14 protein-coding genes are annotated in these 19,393 nt (G+C 50.5%); 7 read left to right on the plus strand and 7 right to left on the minus strand.

The annotated features are described in order from the left end of the window. Positions 1–130 precede the first annotated feature (130 nt). The 5 genes from QQK89_RS10675 to QQK89_RS10695 form a co-directional block, all read right to left on the minus strand. Positions 131–1,270, minus strand: a complete 1,140-nt coding sequence (locus QQK89_RS10675; RefSeq protein ID WP_284238543.1) for a glycoside hydrolase family 88 protein — start codon at positions 1,268–1,270, stop codon at positions 131–133. Between the two features lie 27 nt (positions 1,271–1,297). Then, entirely contained in the window at positions 1,298–2,314 is a 1,017-nt protein-coding gene (locus QQK89_RS10680) for a hydroxyacid dehydrogenase (RefSeq protein ID WP_284238544.1), read from the minus strand. 36 nt (positions 2,315–2,350) lie between these two features. Further along, positions 2,351–3,190 carry a sugar phosphate isomerase/epimerase family protein gene (locus QQK89_RS10685; protein WP_284238545.1) on the minus strand — a complete coding sequence of 280 codons (840 nt, stop codon included), beginning with the start codon at positions 3,188–3,190 and terminating at the stop codon, positions 2,351–2,353. A 159-nt stretch (positions 3,191–3,349) separates the two neighbouring features. After that, positions 3,350–4,192, minus strand: coding sequence for a helix-turn-helix domain-containing protein (locus QQK89_RS10690; protein WP_284238546.1), 843 nt, complete (start codon positions 4,190–4,192; stop codon positions 3,350–3,352). After that, the gene (locus tag QQK89_RS10695; protein ID WP_284238547.1) at positions 4,189–6,381 is read right to left on the minus strand and encodes a helix-turn-helix domain-containing protein; all 2,193 of its coding nucleotides are present in this window, start codon (positions 6,379–6,381) and stop codon (positions 4,189–4,191) included. The genes QQK89_RS10690 and QQK89_RS10695 overlap by 4 nt, the downstream gene beginning before the upstream one ends. 277 nt (positions 6,382–6,658) lie before the next feature. On the opposite strand from QQK89_RS10695, the gene QQK89_RS10700 reads away from it, so the two are divergent. The 3 genes from QQK89_RS10700 to QQK89_RS10710 are packed head-to-tail and all read left to right on the plus strand — an operon-like array spanning position 6,659 to position 10,170. Then, positions 6,659–7,615 carry an ABC transporter permease gene (locus tag QQK89_RS10700; protein ID WP_284238548.1) on the plus strand — a complete coding sequence of 319 codons (957 nt, stop codon included), beginning with the start codon at positions 6,659–6,661 and terminating at the stop codon, positions 7,613–7,615. A 16-nt stretch (positions 7,616–7,631) separates the two neighbouring features. Continuing rightward, complete coding sequence (locus tag QQK89_RS10705) at positions 7,632–8,501, plus strand: carbohydrate ABC transporter permease (protein ID WP_284238549.1); 870 nt, start codon at positions 7,632–7,634, stop codon at positions 8,499–8,501. Positions 8,502–8,538: 37 nt separating this feature from the next. Then, positions 8,539–10,170 (plus strand): extracellular solute-binding protein, encoded by a 1,632-nt coding sequence (locus QQK89_RS10710; RefSeq protein ID WP_284238550.1) that lies wholly within the window; start codon positions 8,539–8,541, stop codon positions 10,168–10,170. 57 nt (positions 10,171–10,227) lie between these two features. Here QQK89_RS10710 and QQK89_RS10715 read toward each other — a convergent pair whose 3' ends face one another. Next, complete coding sequence (locus QQK89_RS10715; protein ID WP_284238551.1) at positions 10,228–10,980, minus strand: hypothetical protein; 753 nt, start codon at positions 10,978–10,980, stop codon at positions 10,228–10,230. Positions 10,981–10,991: 11 nt separating this feature from the next. Next, positions 10,992–13,082: a right-handed parallel beta-helix repeat-containing protein gene (locus tag QQK89_RS10720; RefSeq protein WP_284238552.1), complete on the minus strand. Its 2,091-nt coding sequence runs from the start codon at positions 13,080–13,082 to the stop codon at positions 10,992–10,994. A 208-nt stretch (positions 13,083–13,290) separates the two neighbouring features. Between QQK89_RS10720 and QQK89_RS10725 the strand changes: the two genes are divergently transcribed. From QQK89_RS10725 to QQK89_RS10740, 4 genes are all read left to right on the plus strand, one after another. Continuing rightward, positions 13,291–15,609 (plus strand): helix-turn-helix domain-containing protein, encoded by a 2,319-nt coding sequence (locus QQK89_RS10725; protein WP_284238553.1) that lies wholly within the window; start codon positions 13,291–13,293, stop codon positions 15,607–15,609. 173 nt (positions 15,610–15,782) lie between these two features. Then, a complete protein-coding gene (locus tag QQK89_RS10730) occupies positions 15,783–16,781 on the plus strand; it encodes an ABC transporter permease (RefSeq protein WP_284238618.1) in 999 nt (332 codons plus the stop codon). Positions 16,782–16,801: 20 nt separating this feature from the next. Next, positions 16,802–17,680 carry a carbohydrate ABC transporter permease gene (locus QQK89_RS10735; protein ID WP_284238554.1) on the plus strand — a complete coding sequence of 293 codons (879 nt, stop codon included), beginning with the start codon at positions 16,802–16,804 and terminating at the stop codon, positions 17,678–17,680. A gap of 125 nt (positions 17,681–17,805) precedes the next feature. Then, positions 17,806–19,371 carry an ABC transporter substrate-binding protein gene (locus tag QQK89_RS10740; protein WP_284238555.1) on the plus strand — a complete coding sequence of 522 codons (1,566 nt, stop codon included), beginning with the start codon at positions 17,806–17,808 and terminating at the stop codon, positions 19,369–19,371. Positions 19,372–19,393: the final 22 nt, after the last annotated feature.

A 19,393-nucleotide genomic window follows, 5' to 3' on the forward strand; every position in this document is an offset into this window, starting at 1 on the left:
CTACAAATCCCAGCCGGCGCATTGGTTTAAGATTGAAGCGGCGCACAGCGGACAAGGCAAAAAATCCGCTTCCGTTCTAGAACAATAAGATGTTCCAGAACGATGACGGATTTCAATCGTTGAATGTTATTTACCAATAAACTTCCGTTTCACCGAGCAGTCTTGCAACCGCCTCTGCGAAATAGTAATCCCCGTAAATGAGCGATACATTAATATTGGAATCAGCAGGCTTGTGGCCTGTCGCTTCCTTCAGAAGACCTTCTTGCTTCGGCTCGTCCTTCGTTGAATAGTTCTCATATAGACTCTCAACGATACGTTCGGCTAAGCGGCGGTAATAGGCGCCTTCCTCCTCGGGAAGAAGACTAGCCATCTCCAGGAAACTTGCTGCGGCTATAGCTCCAGCGGAAGTATCGCGAGGTTCTCCCTCTTGGCCGCCGGCAAATGCGAAATCCCACATCGGAACTAAATCATCCTCAAGACGGTCAATATAGACTTGCGCGAGTTCTTTGGCTAGCTGCATATATTCAGGCTTGCGGGTATAACGGTAAGCATGGGCGTAACCTCCGATCGCCCAAGTCTGTCCGCGCGACCAGCAGGAATCGTCCGCATAACCTTGATGCGTCTTGCCGCGAAGCGGTTCTCCGCTCTCCGGATCAAACAGATAGGTATGGAAGGTCGTGCGGTCTGGCCTGACGATGGTCTTGGCGCAAGTATCAGCCTGGGCAATGGCGATTTCGCGGTATTTGTCGTCCCCCGTCTCCTCGCTGGCCCAGAATAGTAGCGGCAGGTTGTACATGCAATCAATGATGATTCGTCCTCTGTTCTCTTCGCTGAACGGATCGCCAGGCGTCCAGACATTCCAGGCTTGAATGTAATTCCCCGGCGGATTAAAGCGCTCCGCCAATGCTTCAGCAGCATCTAGAGCATGCTGGCGTGCCGCTTGGTCTCCTGTCAGCCTATAATCGGCAACCGAGGACAAGCTGAACAAAAATCCAAGATCATGATCCGTTGTCTCGCGTTCTTCATACAGCCGTTTAGTGAATCGGTTACGGGAGCGGCGAGCCGCCTCCGCCCAAGCTGCATCTCCCGTCGCTTCAAAAGCAAGCCACAATAATCCCGTCCAGAAACCGCCAACCCAAAAGCCGTTATCCATAAAATCGTATTGGCCATTAACGGTGGCATGCGGCAGCTTGTCACCGAAACGGTTCGCGTTTTGTCTTGTTTTTTCTAATATAAAAGCTTGTATTTCTCTAAGGCGTTTCTGCTCCATGATCATTAATCCTCCATTATGAATGAATTAAGCAAGCGCATTGGAAGTCATTCGGTTGAATTGCTCAAGCGTCACATTCCCGTCAGGCTCTTCGCCTCTGATGCAGGCAATCAGCTGATCGATGATGTAATCGCCGAAAGCCCGTTTGCATTGCCCCGCAAACCCGCCGATATGCGGCGTGCATAACACATGCTCCATCTCGTGCAGTTCATGATTAACAGGTACTGGCTCTTGATGGAAAACATCCAATGCCGCACTAAATCTGCCTGTCCGCAGCTCGTTCATCAACGACTCTTCATCCACAATTCTGGCGCGGGCCGTATTCACGAATAATGCCCCGTCCTGAATTAGCGACAGCTCCCTGCGGCCAATCATGCCAACGGTAGAAGGCGTAAGCGAGCTGTGCAGGCTGATGATCTCGCTGGTCGTAAGCAATTCGTCCAGCGAACATAACTGGACGCCAAGTTCCCTCGCTTCTTCTTCGGAGCAATAACGCGAAGCCAGCTTGATTTGTACCGGGAAGCCGCGCAGGAGGCCGATCACATTCCGCGAAATTTCGCCGTAGCCGATCAGACCAATCGTACGGCCGGTTAATCCAAGCACCGTTTCCTTGCTGTTGTTTGCCCAGCCGCCCCGCTTCATTCTCATGCTGTACGGCTGCAGGCTCCAAGCCGCACTCATCATGAGAGCTACGGCGGATTCCGCAGTGGATCGGGCTAGTACGTTGTTGGCCGTCACCACGACCATGTCTTTCGCGAAAGCTTGTTCATTAACAATCGCAGTAGCTGAACCTGCGAGGTGACCGATAAACTTCAGCTTGCTAGCTTTCGCAAGCACTTCATCCGTAAAGAAAGGCGAACCCCACGAAGTAAGCACCGCATCGTAATCCTCCACGACAGCCGCCAGTCCTGCACTGCCGGAGAGAGGCGTCATTTCTTTTATCCAATGGTATTCCGACACCGTGCCGAGCTTCTTCAAGACAGCCGGATTCTGAAAAAACATCTGAATCAGGTCCGGATCCGAAATGGCCAATAAGGTTTTCATTCAAACATCGTCTCCCTTGTTAACGCTCTATTTGATTTACTCCGCAAGAATGCCGCTCATAAGCTGGACATAATCGGCAAATACCGAATCCAGTGCCAGGTCAAGCTCCTTCAGCTCCGGGCGCCACTTCGTCTCCCATTCCAGCGAATAATAACCGGCATAACCGCTATCCTTAAGCAATTCCACTATCGCGGCAAGAGGCAGCTGACCGTCTCCCGTCCGCGTATATTTCCACTCATGCATATCCGCCTCTTCGAACGGAACGCCGTCTTTCATATGCACATGGGCAATGAAGGGGCCAAGCAGCCGAATCGTGTCCGCCGGCGCTTCCCCGAATTCGTACGGATGGATAATATCGTAAATAATCCGGCAGTTGGAACGATGGATGGCCTCAAGCATCGGCTTTAATTGCATGCCCGTCGAGAACTCGTTATGCGTCTCGATCCAGATGCCCACTCCCGTTCCCCGCGCGAGCGCTTCATCGCAAGCTTCCTGAATATGACGGATTAATCGTTCCTTGTCATGAGCTTGATTCCGCTCGCTGATCTTTTTGAAGAACGTTCCGGTAAAAATCCGAATGCCTCCTGCCTCAAGCAGCTCGGCAATCCTGATATGGCGGGATAACGACCGCCGCGCTTCCCTTTCTTCACCAAGGCCGTTCAGCAAAATACCGGAGCCGATATTCGTTACCGTAATTCCTGCTTCCCGAAACCTCGCTGCGGCCGCCTTCACTTCTTCTTCCGTTGAATCCGGCGTAATCGCGTAGCCATAATCAATCTTCAATTCAATACCGGAATAACCGTGTTGCTTGCAGCCTTCAATTAATTGCTCCACGCTCCACCCTTCGCAGGGAAGCGTGCTGAAGCTGAGCATCATCTCATCCACTCCCTTTCCGTTCAACAACAACTTACCATGGAGAGCCTTGCTTATGAGGACACTTTCTTACGATGACATTGACGTCTTTAACGAAATGTATCTAGTACGTAAACAAAACAAAAAGACAAAGCCTTTAATCAACGGCTTTGTCTTCTTGTTTTAAGAAATAGAATGGGGCTGCTTACGATAAGCAAGCGGACTGACGCCTACCGACTTGCGGAACATCCGATTGAAATGGCTGGCATTGTTGAAGCCGGTCGCCACGCTAATCTCAATGACGCTAAGCTCGGTTGACCGCAGCAGATCAAGCGCTTTGCGGATCCGAATATCGTTCAGGTATTGCGTAAACGGCTGGCCGATCAGAACCTTGAACATGTAACTGAAGTAGGAAGGAGACATGGCCGCGCGCTGCGCCAGTTCCTCAAGCTTCAGACTATCCGCGTAATGGGCTTCCATGTAGCGGACGGTCTCATAGAATAGCGGGCGGCGATCCTCCAAAGACGTCTCTCCCGGTGGACTCAAGCTGTCGCTCTGCCGAAAAGCCGTTACGAGCAAACGGATAAGATCGGCACGGATTAAATGGCGGTAACCCGGCTCTTGTCTCAGATGCTCATCATTCATGCGGGACAATAACTGTTCCACCTGCACCTGGTAATCGCCTGATAGTCTGATTTTCGGAAAAAAGGGCGGTTCAGCCAGCATGTCTTCCGTATCGAGCACAATCGGCATAAAGTCGACTTGAACGAGGTTTACTTTCTCGCCTTTGTAGAAATCCAGACGGTGCGGAACATACGGCGGAATCGCCAGCAAATCCCCTTTGCTCATCAGATAAGCCTGATCCTCCACATAATGAAGACAAACGCCCCTCTGCAAATAACAAATTTGAAAATGCTCATGGGCATGGGGCACGCGGTTCAGCGTTTCCTCCGTCCGGTACTCCAGCTTGAACGGAAAGCCCGGGTCCATCACATCGCGACAGGCATATACCGCATAGGTACTCATGACGGATCATGCTCCTTCTTCTGTTGGCGCGCCAATTGCTGATAATCGCTTGGCAGCATGCCCGAATAACGGACGAATAAACGCGACAGCATGTCTGCATTGCAGCCGACCATTTCCGCGACTTCCCTTAGCTTCTTCTCCGGATGCCGCTCCAGAATGCCGCAAGCCATCTTATGGCGATATTCGCTTAAATAATCTTTGAAATTGCGGCCCGTCGAATTCTTAAACAACGTGGATACGTAATTCCGCGACAAATTCAAATAATCCGCCAAATCAAACAAGCTGATCTCGTTCTGATAATTCTCATGCACATATGCGAGCATCTTCTCGGACAAGCCGCTGTTTGACTTTTCCTGCTCCCGGGCAAACCAAGAAGCAAGCACTCCAAAGGTGTCCAGCGCTTTGCGTTCCAGCTCATCATAGGACCGGCTTGCCCGGAAGTGAAGCTCGGACACTTTGTCGGAGCCAAACAGCTGCGCCGCGTTAATGTTTGAACCGTCTACGATCCGGTTCACAGTTGCGTCCAGCATGACGGCTAGCTGAGAATGATTCGATCCGCGCTCGCTGTTGTTCGTCCGGATAATTTCCGTAATGGTGGACTGCCATACTGTCGTCTTGCAGTGAATGATTGCGTTAATAAGCGTCTGCTCCTCCTGCAGAGGGAAATACACCGTCCCTTTCCAGACGGGCTTCGCCTCGTCCGCCTCAACAACCTTCGCGTTATAGTTCAAATACTCCCTCGTATCGGCATACTTAACCGTCTGCCGGTAGGAGGCAAACAACTGCTCCATCCGATCGCAGGACGGGCCGATTATCGCATAAATTTCATGACCGTACGCCGGCTCCGCGTTAATGATCGTATTTCGCAGCCGTTCGGGCAGCAGTTCTCCTCCAGCCGATACGATTACAACCTGGGTCTCGGAATTCAGGTCGACGATTCGGTAAAACGGCTGTTGCGCAAACAGCTCATCAAGCGCAGCGTCAAGCCGCAGCTTAACATCATAGGTACCGCTGTTTGACATTGTCCCTTCAAAAGGATCCGTCTCCGCAAACTTCAGCAAAATAACGGTAAACGGCCCTTCCGTCTGCAGATTCGGATAATGGGTCAGCCCTTCGGCTATGGCTTCCGGCGGAATAAGTCCGATCAGCAGATCATGCACAAACTTGTTCTCCAGCGAAACATTATATTTCTCCAGCGATTGCGTCATCGTCTCTACATCGATGTGCAGCGTCTCTATCGTGCTCTTGATATGCGCAAACTCGTCTCCCGCGGTAAACGACTCGCCGGTCGTCTGCAGCACGTTCTCAATTGGCGTATACATACGCTTCGTAATTAGCGACATCAAGCCAATACCAAGCGCCATCGCTGCCAACCCGCTCCCAATCAGCATCATAAGCGCCGGCGTAAAGATCTGCTGGGGTTTCGTCAAATAAACGTAATGAACGCCAGCTACAGTGGACGGTTCTGTATGAAAGACGAGGCCGGAATCGCTGCGGTTTCCAACTGCCTCCAGCACCTGTGTCCGATCGAGCTGCCCAGAGGAAGCAACAAGCTCGTTCTGATAATAGACGGCAAGCGTCCCGTCCTGAAGCGCATCGGCATGAAACATCTGATTTGTATAATAAGAAGTGAAAATATAAATGGGCTTAGGATTGCCAATCCACTCGCATCGGGCGACAACGTACATCTCGTTCCCCTGCTCGTCTTGCACATTAATGACCTGCATGGGAATGCTTCGATTCTCGTTAAATTGTTTGATCACCCGGTCAAGCGTTTCGTCTCCGATATAGAACAGGTTCTGAAAGGCATCTATATTGCCCGTGCTGTTGTTCATAATGACGTAATCATCGTCGTATTTGGTAATCGCAATCGCATGCTTGGAGCCTGGCGTCAGGCCATAAATGCCGGTTATGAAGTTGTAATATTTCAATTTCTCATAGTTCGTCAAATAGCTTCCCAAATATTTTTTCGTATACTCGGATACGTTCAGCATAAGACCAATCTCCTGCAGCGACTGCAAGCGGAAGTCCGTATACTCGCTCACCTGGCTGGCCGTCGCCTCCGCTCTTGTCTCGTACTCGTGCCGGGACGGAATCCAATAGAAAAAAAGAAAAACGATCTCGATGAGCAACGTATAGATAACGGCGATTCCTGTAAAAGTGCGAAACATTTTGCGATAGTAGCGCAATCCAACCCCTCCTGACCGATTCCTCGAAAGCGCATTCATTTGGCTCACCCCATTATAAATAAAACCGCCAGAAAAGCGAACCTCTAAGGAACCCCCAAAATTTACGAAAACGTTTACCGTAATTAATAAGGGTTCGGAAACGGTATTTTTTCGGGTCAGGGAGAAAAAGAAAGGGTTTTCATAACGCTTTGGGCCATGTTACCTTGAGGGAGCAACAGGTTCGGCCGGCGAACCCGGGGTCATACAACCCACATTTAAGGCAAGGAGGGGCACAGCGATGAGAGACGTTCCCCATAAGGCAAGATCGGCAGCAATGCGAAAAGCGCGAGGCTCCGAACTGCTCGTCTCGATTGTAAGAGACAAATATTTGTACTTCATGCTCATCCCGTTTGTCCTGTATTACGCAATCTTCTATTATATGCCGTTTCAAGGGCTGCGGTTGGCTTTTATGGACTATAAACCGTTCCTCGGAATGGCCGGCAGCAAGTGGGTAGGGTTTGACAACTTCGCCGAATTTTTTAATGGACCCTACTTTACTAGAATTATCCGGAATACGCTGCTCATCAGCTTGTACAATATGATTTTCTCGTTTCCGGTACCGATTATTCTAGCCATTCTCTTCAATGAATTGAGGAACCGGAAGTTCCGGGTATTTGTCCAAACGATTTCTTATATGCCCCATTTTATTTCAACCGTCGTTATTGCGGGACTTGTCGTTAACTTCCTGTCCCCTTCCACCGGGATCGTAAACATCCTGCTCGAGAAAATGGGATTCGACAGCGTGTATTTCCTGACCAAACCCGAATACTTCCGTATCATCTTTGTCATCCAAGGCATTTGGGCAACGGCAGGCTTCTCTTCCATTATCTATTTCTCTTCGCTGATGTCGATCGACTCTTCGCAATACGAAGCGGCGATGATTGACGGCGCGGGCCGCTTTAAGCAAATCTTGCACGTGACTTTGCCGGGGCTGTTGCCGACCATCGGAATTATGCTGCTGCTCGGGATTGGAAATATTATGAACATTGGCTACGAAATGATTATTTTGCTCTATCAGCCTATTACTTACGAAACGGCCGACGTCGTCGGAAGTTTTGTATACCGGCTTGGCATTCAGAATGCGGACTACTCCATGTCCACGGCCGTTGGTCTGTTTAACGGGATTATCTCGCTTGTTCTCGTATTAACCGCTAACCGCATTTCCAAAAAAATCAGCGAAGTTTCCATCATGTAGGAAAGGAGGAACGACAATGAATCGGACGAAAGGCGAGAAAATTTTCGGCTGGTTTAATATCATTCTCATGTTGATGATCATGCTGGTTACCCTGTATCCTCTGTACTATGTTGTTATCGCGTCTTTTTCGGATCCGGTAGCGGTATCTACGGGGAAAGTGACCATCCTGCCGAGCGGATTCGCTCTTGATTCCTTCAACAAGGTTGTTCATATGGAGAACCTGTGGAAGTCCTATGGCAACACGGTATTCTATTCTGTCGCGGGTACAATCATCAGCCTTGCTCTCACCATTCTGGGAGCGTATCCGCTGTCCAAAAAACGGTTGAAGGGCCGCAAATTGATTACCTTTTTCGTCTTGGTGACGATGTGGTTCAGCGCCGGGATGATGCCTACGTACCAGAACTTTCAGAATTTAGGGTTGCTTGATACCCGCATTGGCGTATTGTTATGCTTTGCCATCGATTCGTTCAACGTCATCCTCCTTCGGACGTTCTTCGAGAACGTTCCGGATTCCATGGAGGAATCCGCGAAGGTGGACGGCGCCAACGACTGGACGATTCTAACCCGCATTTATTTGCCGCTGTCGGTACCCGCGCTTGCCACGATCACGATGTATTATTTCGTTGGCCGCTGGAATTCCTATTTCTGGTCCATGTTGCTTCTTAAGGATCAAGACCTGGTCCCGCTGCAGGTTCTTCTGAAGAAATTGATTGTCGAAGTTTCCTATAACGTTAACGAAGCGGTAGATATGAGCGCCTCGGTCATGACCGAGCAGACGATCGTATACGCGACCATTGTTATCGCCGTTCTTCCTATGCTTATCTTATATCCTTTTATCCAGAAGTTTTTTGTCAAAGGCATTATGGTTGGAGCGATTAAAGGTTAATTCTAATGCAGGCTACTATAAAGGGAGGTTATTATTCATGAAAAAGAAAACAACGGTACTCGCGTTATCCCTGGCCTTATCCTTAACACTCGTTGCAGGCTGCAGCGGCGGCAACAACAATAATCCAGCGTCCAACAACGCTAACGGCAAGACGGAAGCATCCGGCAATGAGCCGGCAGCTTCGGGCTATAACGGATCCGACAACCTGAAAATTTCGGATAAATCCGCAACGATTACGATGTTCTCCGCTTTTGGCGGCAACGGCGCTCCAAAAGGCGATATGCCCGCTTGGAAAAAAACCGCCGAGATCACAAACGTCTCCATGGAAAACGTAGCGAATGAATCTATTTCCGATGAGCTTCAATCTTTTAATACGATGCTTGCTTCCGGTAAATTGCCGGACCTTATCCATGCCCTTCGTTCCAGTATTAATCCCGTAATTACGCAAGGAGCGTTTATCCCGCTTGACGATTTGATCGAGCAGCATGCTCCTAATATTAAGAAGTTTCTGGAAGATTTCCCTGAAGCCCTCCGCGCAGGCACCGGACCTGACGGCAAGATCTACTCGATTACAGGCACTTTAGGCGGAGAACCGGGCAAAGCATTGCCTTCCATGGGTTTCTTCGTCCGCCAGGATTGGCTGGACAAACTGAGTCTGCAGGCTCCAACTACGCTCGAAGATTACAAAAAAGTACTATATGCATTCCGCGATCAGGATCCGAACGGCAATGGCAAGAAGGATGAAATTCCTTTCTTCTATCGTGACAAAGGCATTGGAAACCTTCTGCAATTATGGGATGCGCATATAGACTATTACATTGGAGCCGATGATAAAGTCCATTACGGCAGAGCCGAGACCGAATACCAAGCAGCTATGAAGGAACTGGCGCAATGGTACAAGGACGGCATCATCGATCCGGAAATATTCACCCGCGGCGCACAAGCGCGCCAATTCCTGCTCGGCAACAATACCGGCGGGGCAACCATTGACTGGTTCGCTTCGACCGCTGCCGTGAACGATGCCGTGAAAGAGCAAGTGCCGGGCATTAACTTTGCCGCTATCGCGCCGCCTGCCGACGTGAAAGGCGCCGTGAAGATGGACCAAAGCCGCGAACCGATTCACGCTTATGCTTGGGGCATCTCGAAGGACGCCAAAGATCCCGTTACCGTCATCGAGTATATGGACTTCTTCTTCAGCGAAGTGGGCAACCGCCTAATGTCTCTTGGCATCGAAGGGCAGGATTACGACTTGAAGGACGGCCAGCCGGTGATCCGCGACAGCGCGCTGAAAAATCCGACCGGCTTCCCGAACTATCTGAGATCGATCGGCTCGGGTTATGATATCGGCCGCCGCGGCAGCCTGGTTGGCGAAATCAATTCCATGAACGCGATTGGCAAAGCCGGCTTTGAATTGTACGAGAAGAGCAATTGGCTGACCAAACCATTCCCTGTTCTGACCTTTACGGAAGAAGAGAAAAAAGCGATTGACGACGCCACCGTTAATCTGAAACCGTACACCGACGAATATGAACAAAAAGTACTCATGGGCGCGCAAGCCATTGATTCTTCCTGGGACAGCCACTTGGATGAAATGAACAAAATGGGCTTCCAGCAAGCGCTTGACGCTTACAACTCTGCTTACGAACGCTTCAAATCGGAAGCGCAATAAATACAACAAGACGCGCAGAACCCCTAACGGTTCTGCGCGTCTTTATCCTATCTACAGCTACTCCACAACCAAAATATCTTCCAGCTTCCCGGCAATCCGCGACCAGTCCTCATGGCCGCTGCCGTATTGCTCAAGCAGCGCGGCCAACTTGCTGTTCATTGCTTCGTTAACAACCTGCTTCTCCTGCAGTTCCATGTCTAGCGCTACGAGCAGGATTTTTGCAAGATCCAGATCGCTGACCCGGAGTTCCTCTACGTCCGCCGGGAAAAACTTAGCCCACATCAATGAAGCGGTATGGCTGTCTTCCTTCGAATACAGGAGATCATATAAGATCTCAAAGTTTGTGGCATGCTCCTCATTCTCTATCGTTCTTAAGAAGATAGGCTGATCTGCCTGCTTGGAATGAGGCGTACCGATAAACAGCGTATTGCCTCCGACATCTGTCAGAACAAAGCGACGGTCATCGGTCAAATCCTTCAGCTTGGACAAGCGGGGAATTCCGCTGCGCGGGATTTTGTTTGTCTTTTCTTTGAGCGCTGTTGTGAAGCTGGCATACAGTTGGTCGACCTGATCCGTCTGTACGTAGCACATATTCGAATTCTCGGCAGGCACCGTCTTTTTGCTTCCGTAGAAATGCAGCTCGAGCTCGCCGTATTTCATCACCGCATACGGATTCGGACGGGTATACAATTGCACGGTTTGAAATCCAAGCATCTCATAAAACGCGACTTGCTCTTTAATGGACGGGCAAGGCAAGATCGGGATAATCCTCTCCAGCTGGTTCAACTCCCCAAGGTTATTAAATCGCAAGAGGTAATACCTTACTCCGCCGCCGAAGGTTTCACTCTGGGACCAAATCGCGTGAAATCAATATCTTGCCAGCCAAGCCGGTAAGCCGGTGATCCGGGCAGCAGCCGGTAATCACCGGCCTCCTCATCAATAAACTCTGCGGGAGCAAGGATAGTTTCTGCATCATATCTTCCTTCTAGGAAGGTTCGCCAGGATTCCCAAGCGTGCAGCTTCCCCCACACCTTGCTCACGCCTACTGCGGGGAACGGCAACTTCTCCCCCGTCACAAGCGGAGCTTCGCCGCTGCGCCAATACAAGTTGCGGTCAGCGTAGGCCAGCCGTTCCTCGCTCCAGTTCACATGGGCATACATATAGCCGGAGTTCGATACGATGTTCGACGATATCGTAATAGCCCGATTAACCTCTCCAACCATCTCCTGCGTGCCAAAGGCGCATTCCGATTCATTATTTGTGATTAAGTTGTTGATAATCCGGTTGCCGATCCCTTTCGAGAAAATCGCCATCCACAACTTGCCTTCCCCCGTCTGGTACAAATGGTCGAGCACATTGCCCGTAACTTCCACATCGTTGGAAGCATCGTCGAGATAGATGCCAAATCCGAAGGAGAAATGGATCCCGCTATGATGGAGCCGGTTGCCATGAATGGCATTTCCCCTGCCGATTCCCCAAGACTCGATCATTCCGCCGTCTTGACTGTCAGTCATGACGTTCGAGATATCGTTATGGCCAATGGAATTGTTGCGGGTGAACAGGAACGAAGAATGATTATCCCAAGTTACGGGAATTCCCCAAAGCTCCTCCGGCATCCGCTGATAACGGAGCCCTTTCATGGAAATCCCGTACCGGGGCATATTCGCGATGCGATTATGGATAATCTCGTTATCCCCGCTTTGGTACAGGACAATGCCGCTGCCATGTCCGACCAGTTGGCCTCCATCTGTAATTGCGTTATCGGAAATAAGATGTCCTTTGTTCCGGTAAGCGGCGGTTTGATTGGGGAAATCGCCTTCTCCCGGCGCATAACCGGAGGCGTAGATTCCTGTATGCCCCAATTGCTCGATCCGGTTGCGAAGCAGCCGAACGCCTTCCGCGCAGCGATCGAGATAGATGCCGCAAGTGCCCGAATTGCGAATAACGCAATCCGAAATCTCAATGCCGCTTACATTCCGCATGTAGATAACGCCGTTTCGGTTCTCGTCCGGTTCGGCGTTGTCCATGCCGGGCTCCTCCCTCATCATCCGGAAGTCCTCCGCAAAATCCGTGCAGGCGAACGTAATACCGGAGAAGGTCAAGCCGGATACCGGCCCATCGTCGTTGTCCCCTTGTATATCGATGATCCGGCCAACCCTTGGCGCAATTACCCGCTCCTCAAGCGGTGACCCGCTTTGAGGACGATAGTACAATACGCCCTCCGCTTCATCCAGATGGAACTGGCCTGGCTCACGCAGGAAGGCTAAAGAGCCTTGCAAATAATAGCGCGAATCTTCTCCGATCTCCCAGCAGCTAGGACGTTTGAATAGAATCCGGCGTTTATTCCCCTCTATCTCCGCGACCGGTATGGTCTCCGCAAACCAATTCGCTTCGCCGCCTCCCGGCCATACATAGATTTGCAGACCTGCCGCATCCTCTTGCAAGCCGTCCGGCAACTCTCCTTCTCTGTAGCGGATGCCGGCCCGCCCGTCTTCCTCCAGCGGCAGCGAGCGGTAATAGCCGGCGGCCGGCATTGCCGCTTTCCGAATTCGCCGTCCATCGGCATATAAGGTCTGGAATCGTACACCTTCCGGCACTTCGGCTTTCCATAACCCGTTACCCGTCTCTTCCCATTCCTTCAAGGCGATGCCACCGATCAGCTCCGGCGTTTCTCCTTCTGCATTGCGGTATAGGACCGGGCATCGCTCCGCATCCGCATCCCCGCGGCCAAAGCGCAAAGGCGCATCAAGCAAATATTCGCCCCCTTCGACTGTAACGGTAATTCCGCCTGTTGCCCCGTTCCGAAGCATGGAGCGAACCGCCTCTTGCGCTTCCTTTATGCTTCGGAAAGGCTTCTCCTTGCTGCCGTCCCCTAACGCCGGTCCCGTTGTGCTTACGTAAATTTCAATCATCCGTTCACCGCCCCCAACCTATCGTTTAGCTCCACACTGCCACAGCGCCGGCCAACCTGTAAACTGCACAAAATGCTAAAAAGCGTACGATATGCGCATCTCCGCTTCCTAAGGTGATTACAGCTAAAATAACCCTTGCGCAACTGTTTGATAGCGTTTACAACTATACATATAGAGATTACATGCAGGATAAAGGGGCGGGACACTTATGAAAGCCTATGGCTACTTTACCTCCAAAAAATATTTCAAACGCGTGTTGTTTTCGATCATGCTGACGATGGCGCTAATCCTCACCGGCCTGTCCGCAACAAATACCTACCTTCTCGAAAGGTCCGTCAAGCATGTCCAGGAAGACGCCAACCTGAAGGTGCTGACCCAGACCCAATATAATCTTTCTTATATGAATGAAATCATCGTTCACTTGTCCTCTTTCGCTTATCGGGACAATGCTTTAATCCCGCTTATGTTCAGCAACAATCTGCCGAAAATGGATTACATCCGCGGCTACCAGCAAATGTACAATATGCTCGAAAGCTCCTCCTTCCTGCATTCCATGGCGGTGTACAACGCCACAACCGGCGAGCTGTACGGCTCCTCAAGCGATTTCCTCGTCGATGGCGGCACGACAAAAAGCAGCATCCTGGAGTGGCTTTTGCATAGCTCCAGCGGTTCCTTGCCAACCTCGAGGCTGATCCCGTTCAGCTTGCATAACTCCAGCAATATTGATTCGTTTGCGTTTATCGTGACGGATACGTACAACTCTTTCACCCCCAGCCAATCTGCCGTTATCTTGTTTATTAAACCCGACTGGGTATTTGAGAGCCTTAACAAGTTGAACGGAGTCAGCAGCGGAAACAGCGGCGAGATCCTCATCCGGACCGCAGACGGCCAGCTGTTCAATAACGGACATTCGGAGCAAACCATGCCCCTCGATCAGGAGGCGATCGGCAGGCTGATCCAGGAGCCGGACGGGAAGACCGGAGGAACAAACGGTTCCGGATTTGTCATTGGCAATTCAGGCGGGAATAAGGTGATGATTACTTACCTGCACGGCATTGGCGACTGGACCATTCTGTACATGCAGCCTTACAAGGAGATCATGCAGGCGGTTTCGGATATGCGGACAAGGAATTATGCCTTAACCGGCGCTTTTATCCTTCTGTCCATCGGGATATCCATATGGCTAAGTTACAAGCTGTATGGCCCAATCGAAGCGATGCTAAAGCGGATTTTGCCGCATATGCGAAACAATGGACCGGACAGTCGTACCCGCAATGAGCTGGATGTGATGAGCGATGTATACGAGCAGCTCTCCGGGCAGCTGCAGGAGATTAGTTCAGAGCAAATCGTCCGCAAATATTACGTCCGCAAATTTCTGACCGATAACCGGAGCTTATCCGAGCTTGATATGCAGCAGCTGATCGGCAAGCATGAACTGAAGCTCATTCCGACTGGGCCTTTTACCGTCTGCACGCTTCGGATCGACCGCTATGACGACTACGACCGCAGAACCTCGCCTGCCATGAAGAAGCTGCATCGGTTCGCGGTTACGAATATCGCAATGGAAGTAATGGCACGGTCATTCCACTGTGAAATCATCGATATGCAGGAAGACCATTTCACTTTGATTTTATCCGGCTCCATGGAAGCGGATGCGATCAAGCGGGCGATTGCCGATGTCCAGCAAGTGCTGGAGCGTTACTATGATCTCTCTCTTACTTGCGGAATTGGCGAAGCCGCGCCTCAGCTAAGCCAGCTGTCCGCAAGCTACTACCAATCCTATCAGCTTAGCCAATACAGCATTCTGATGGGTTACAAAGCGATTATAGAAATGCAGGATATACGTACAAATCTGGAGAACAAACAGAAATCTCTGCCCGATGACGTGGAGAAAAAGCTGTCCGAAGCGCTTAAGAAGGGGAAGTTGACCGATTCGGGCAGCGAGCTGGAACGGGCTTTTGATCTGCTGTCCAAGATGCAGCTGGAGGATATGCAAAGAGCGATCGCAGACATGGCTTGGCTGATTAAGAATGCCGCGGCTGACATTACGAACAACCGCATTACCCATCTATCCGTCGACATCGAGCGAATCCCTCTCCTTCCGCGGGATTACTATACGCTTGACGAGCTGCATCTCGCTTTCCTGTCTCTCTGCACCGCCATCTGCGAAGAAGCGAAACCTTCCAGCATGGAACGAAACGAGATGATTATCGAGACGGTCAAGGAATTGATCTGGCAGAAGTACAGCGACTTCAATCTGAGCCAGCAATCCATCGCTTCAACCGTCAAGTTAAGCTCCGCTTATGTCGGCAAGCTGTTCAAAGACAGCTGCGGGCTCACGATTACGGAGTATTTGAACGATGTCCGTCTGCGCAAGGCGCAGGAGCTGCTGCTGAAGGAAGACAGCACGATTACGGAAATTATGGAGAAGGTCGGTTACGGCAACCAGAGCTACTTCTTCCGCTTATTCAAAAGCAAGTTCGGCAGCACGCCGAAGGAATTCCGCATTAAGAAATCGATCTCTTAACCATTAGCCGCCTGTTAACCCGCGAGGGAGCAGGCGGTTTTTTTTGCGGCAGCAAGCTGTATAAAACAGTAATTCGCAATAAGTACAGCACGCTTCTACAGTTATTCAAACAATGAACTCTATCCGGAAGAATCGCGGCCGTGGCATGCTGGACTCATCAAAGATTGGAGGAGATGCACTTGACGAACATCCCGCCTGCCGGTCTCCCGAGCAACCAGGAACAGCCCGCAGCACCTACATCTAAGAAACGCAAAAGCTGGCTGGCCAAAGAGCTTTGGCATATCCGGCGAAACCGCGAACTGATCCTGCTTGCCCTCCCCGGCGTCTTATTCAAACTGGTCATTGCCTATTTGCCTATGGTCGGGCTGATCCTGGCCTTCAAATATTTTCGGTATGATCAGGGGATATTCGGGAGCAAATGGGTTGGCCTCGACAATTTCGAGTTTCTGTTCAAAGCGCAAGACGCGTTCCGCATTATCCGCAACACGCTGCTCTACAACATCTCGTATATTCTGCTTACGATGGCCGTGTCGCTTCTGCTAGCGCTGCTACTTAACGAGCTGACGAGCAAGCTGATCAAGGTATACCAGACAACTTTGTTCCTTCCTTATTTCATATCAATGGTGCTGGTTGGCTACATCGGCAACGCTTTTCTCGATTTCCAGAACGGGTACCTGAATACGGTCCTTGAATTTTTCGGCGCCAAAGGCCACAACTGGTACCTCGAGACGACACCTTGGATATTTATTCTCCCGCTTGTGGCGTTATGGAAAGGCGTTGGATTCTCCACTCTCGTCTATTTCGCCGGTATTACGGGAATCAGTACGGATTATTATGAAGCCGCCCGTTTGGACGGAGCCTCTCGCGTGCAGATGATGACCCGGATTACGCTGCCGCTCCTGAAGCCGCTTGTCATTATTTTGTTCATCTTGGGTCTCGGCAATATATTCAGAGGGGATTTCGGGCTTCATTACTTCGTTCCGAATAACGTGGGACCTAACTTCCCGACAACGGACATTATCGATACCTACGTCTACCGTGCCCTCACGAAGCTTGGAGATATTAACTCTGCTGCCGCCGTCGGATTCCTGCAATCCGTCGTTGGACTCGTAACCGTCGTCACCGCTAACCTTATTGTCCGCCGAGTGGACAAAGACAGTGCGCTTTTCTGAACGAGGAGGCTTGCCTAATTATGAAAATCAAAGTTGCTGATACCTTTATTAATCTGTATTTCATTATCGTCTGTCTGCTCATTGCGATGCCTTTCGTTCTTGTGATCTCGATCTCGCTTAGTTCAGAGAACAGCCTCCATCAATTCGGCTATCAGTTTTTCCCGAAAGAATGGAGCCTGGAAGCCTACCGCATCGTGTTCGAGAAGCCGGAGCCGCTAATTAGAGGTTACGGGGTTACAATCGCCATTACCGTCATCGGCACCGTGTTATCGCTGTTTATGACCGCCCTTATGGCTTACCCGATTTCCCGGAGCGATTTCCGTTACCAACGTCCGCTGACGTTTTACGTATTTTTCACGATGCTGTTTAACGGCGGTCTCATTCCGTTCTATATTCTGATGACCCAATATCTGCATTTGAAAAACACGCTCGCCGCTCTCATCATTCCGGCCGTCATGAGTCCATTCAACATCATGATCATGAAAGGCTTTCTCGACAAGATTTCGAGGGAAATCATTGAATCCGCGAAGGTAGACGGAGCGAAGGAATACAGGATCTTCTTCACCATTATATTGCCGCTGTCCACGCCTGCCCTTGCAACGCTTGGCTTGTTCATCGCTTTTGGTTACTGGAATGAGTGGTTTAACGCGCTGCTCTTCATCGACAATGACAAATACGTGCCGCTGCAGCTTCTTCTCGTACGGATTCTATCGCAGGCCGAGTTTCTCGCAAACTCGCCGATGGCGGAAGTGGCGGATAAGCTCAAATTCGCGCAATTCCCAACGCTTACCGTGCGAATGGCGATGGCGATTGTCGCGAGCGGACCGATGCTGGTCATCTTCCCGTTCTTCCAGAAGTATTTCGTCAAAGGGTTAACGGTTGGTTCTTTGAAGGGCTGATCTACCATTTCGAAGCAAAAAGAATTCTTTTTAGGAGGTGATCTGCAGCTATTCTCCGGCTTAGCAGGTCTGCTTCACTGAAATGTAGTATTACTAAATCAGGAACAATAATAGGAGGGTTCACGGTGAATATCAAAAAGAACCGATTAATCGCCAAGCTGCTGACTGTCACCTGCGTGTTTGTTATTCTCGCTGCTTGTTCCAGCAATAACGGCAATAATGGCAATAATACATCTCCATCGCCTTCTGCGGATCCAACAACTGCGGCTAGCGAATCGCCTGCCGAATCTACGGAGCCGGCTTTGGATCCGGTGAAGCTTACGTTCCTTTATCCGGTTGCGGCCGATCCTGGTCCGGACCAAAAGCTTGTGAATGACGAGATCAACAAATACTTGCAGGAAAAGATCAACGCGACCGTTGAACTGAAGCCGCTTACTTTCGACGAATACGAGCCTAAGCTGAACGCGATGCTCGCCGCTAACGAGAACTTCGATATTGCCTGGAGCTCCAAAGGCTGGCTCGGCAACTATCAGCCGTATATCGACCGCGGGGCTTATCTAGAAATCACGGATGATATGCTCGCCAAATATGCTCCTGAAGCACGCGCGAACATTCCCGATAAATTCTGGCCGGATATGTTTGCCGCAGACGGCAAAGTATATGGCTTCCCCATCTATCAAGTAGCAGCTAAACAGAAGAGCTTGATTATTCAGAAGCGCTTCATTGATAAATACAATCTGGACGTCTCGACTATCCATTCCTACGCCGACATCGAGCCGTTCCTGCAAACTTTGAAAGAAAACGAACCGGATGTTGTACCGCTTGGTCTGGCGCAAAACTCCCGCGGGATGTATGTTGACAATGCGGTTGCAGGTACGGACGGCTCTCCTGTTTACTACAAGAAGGATGACCCGGCTTATACGCTTTGGACTTATCTGCAATCGGCCAATGACCGTCTGCCTTACTATCAAAAGCTTCATGATTGGTACGAAAAAGGCTATATCAATCAGGATGCTCCCGTCCTCCAGAACATTAACGATTTGAAAGCAAAAGGCAATGTTGCGGTATCGATCGAGTTCACTTCGAAACCGGGCGGCGAGATTGGCGAAAAAGCGATCAACGGCGGCAATGACGTCGTGTACGTTCCGATCTCCGACAGCTACTTCACAGGCATCGCCAGCGCTATGCATGTCATTAACAAAAACTCGAAAAATCCGGAACGCGCACTTATGCTGATCAACCTTCTGAACACGGACAAATACTTGTACAATCTGATCTGTAACGGCATTGAAGGCAAGCATTACGAGAAAGTCGACGACACCACAATCAAGCCAATCGAAGGTTCCGGTTATGCGCCTAACGGCGACTGGGTATTCGGCAACCAGTTTAACGCGTATCTGAAACCGGGCATGGCCGCCGATACATGGCAGAAGACGATTGAACTGAACGACAATGCCGTCGTTCTGGCGAGCAGCGGATTTGGCGTCAACGAAGAAAATATTAAAGCCGAGAATGCCAACATCAACGCAGTGAAAAACGAATACGAAACGGCGCTCGAGACCGGCGCGGTTGATCCAAACAAAGTGCTGCCGGAATACGTGGCGAAGCTGAAAGCGTCCGGCCAGGAGAAGGTAGACGCGGAAGTTCAGAAGCAATGGGACGCGTTCCTTGCGCAAAAAGGCTTGAAATAACAAATAAGCAGTCCCTCGGCTG

This window comes from Paenibacillus glycanilyticus (assembly GCF_030161375.1).
Lineage (GTDB): Bacteria > Bacillota > Bacilli > Paenibacillales > Paenibacillaceae > Pristimantibacillus > Pristimantibacillus glycanilyticus_B.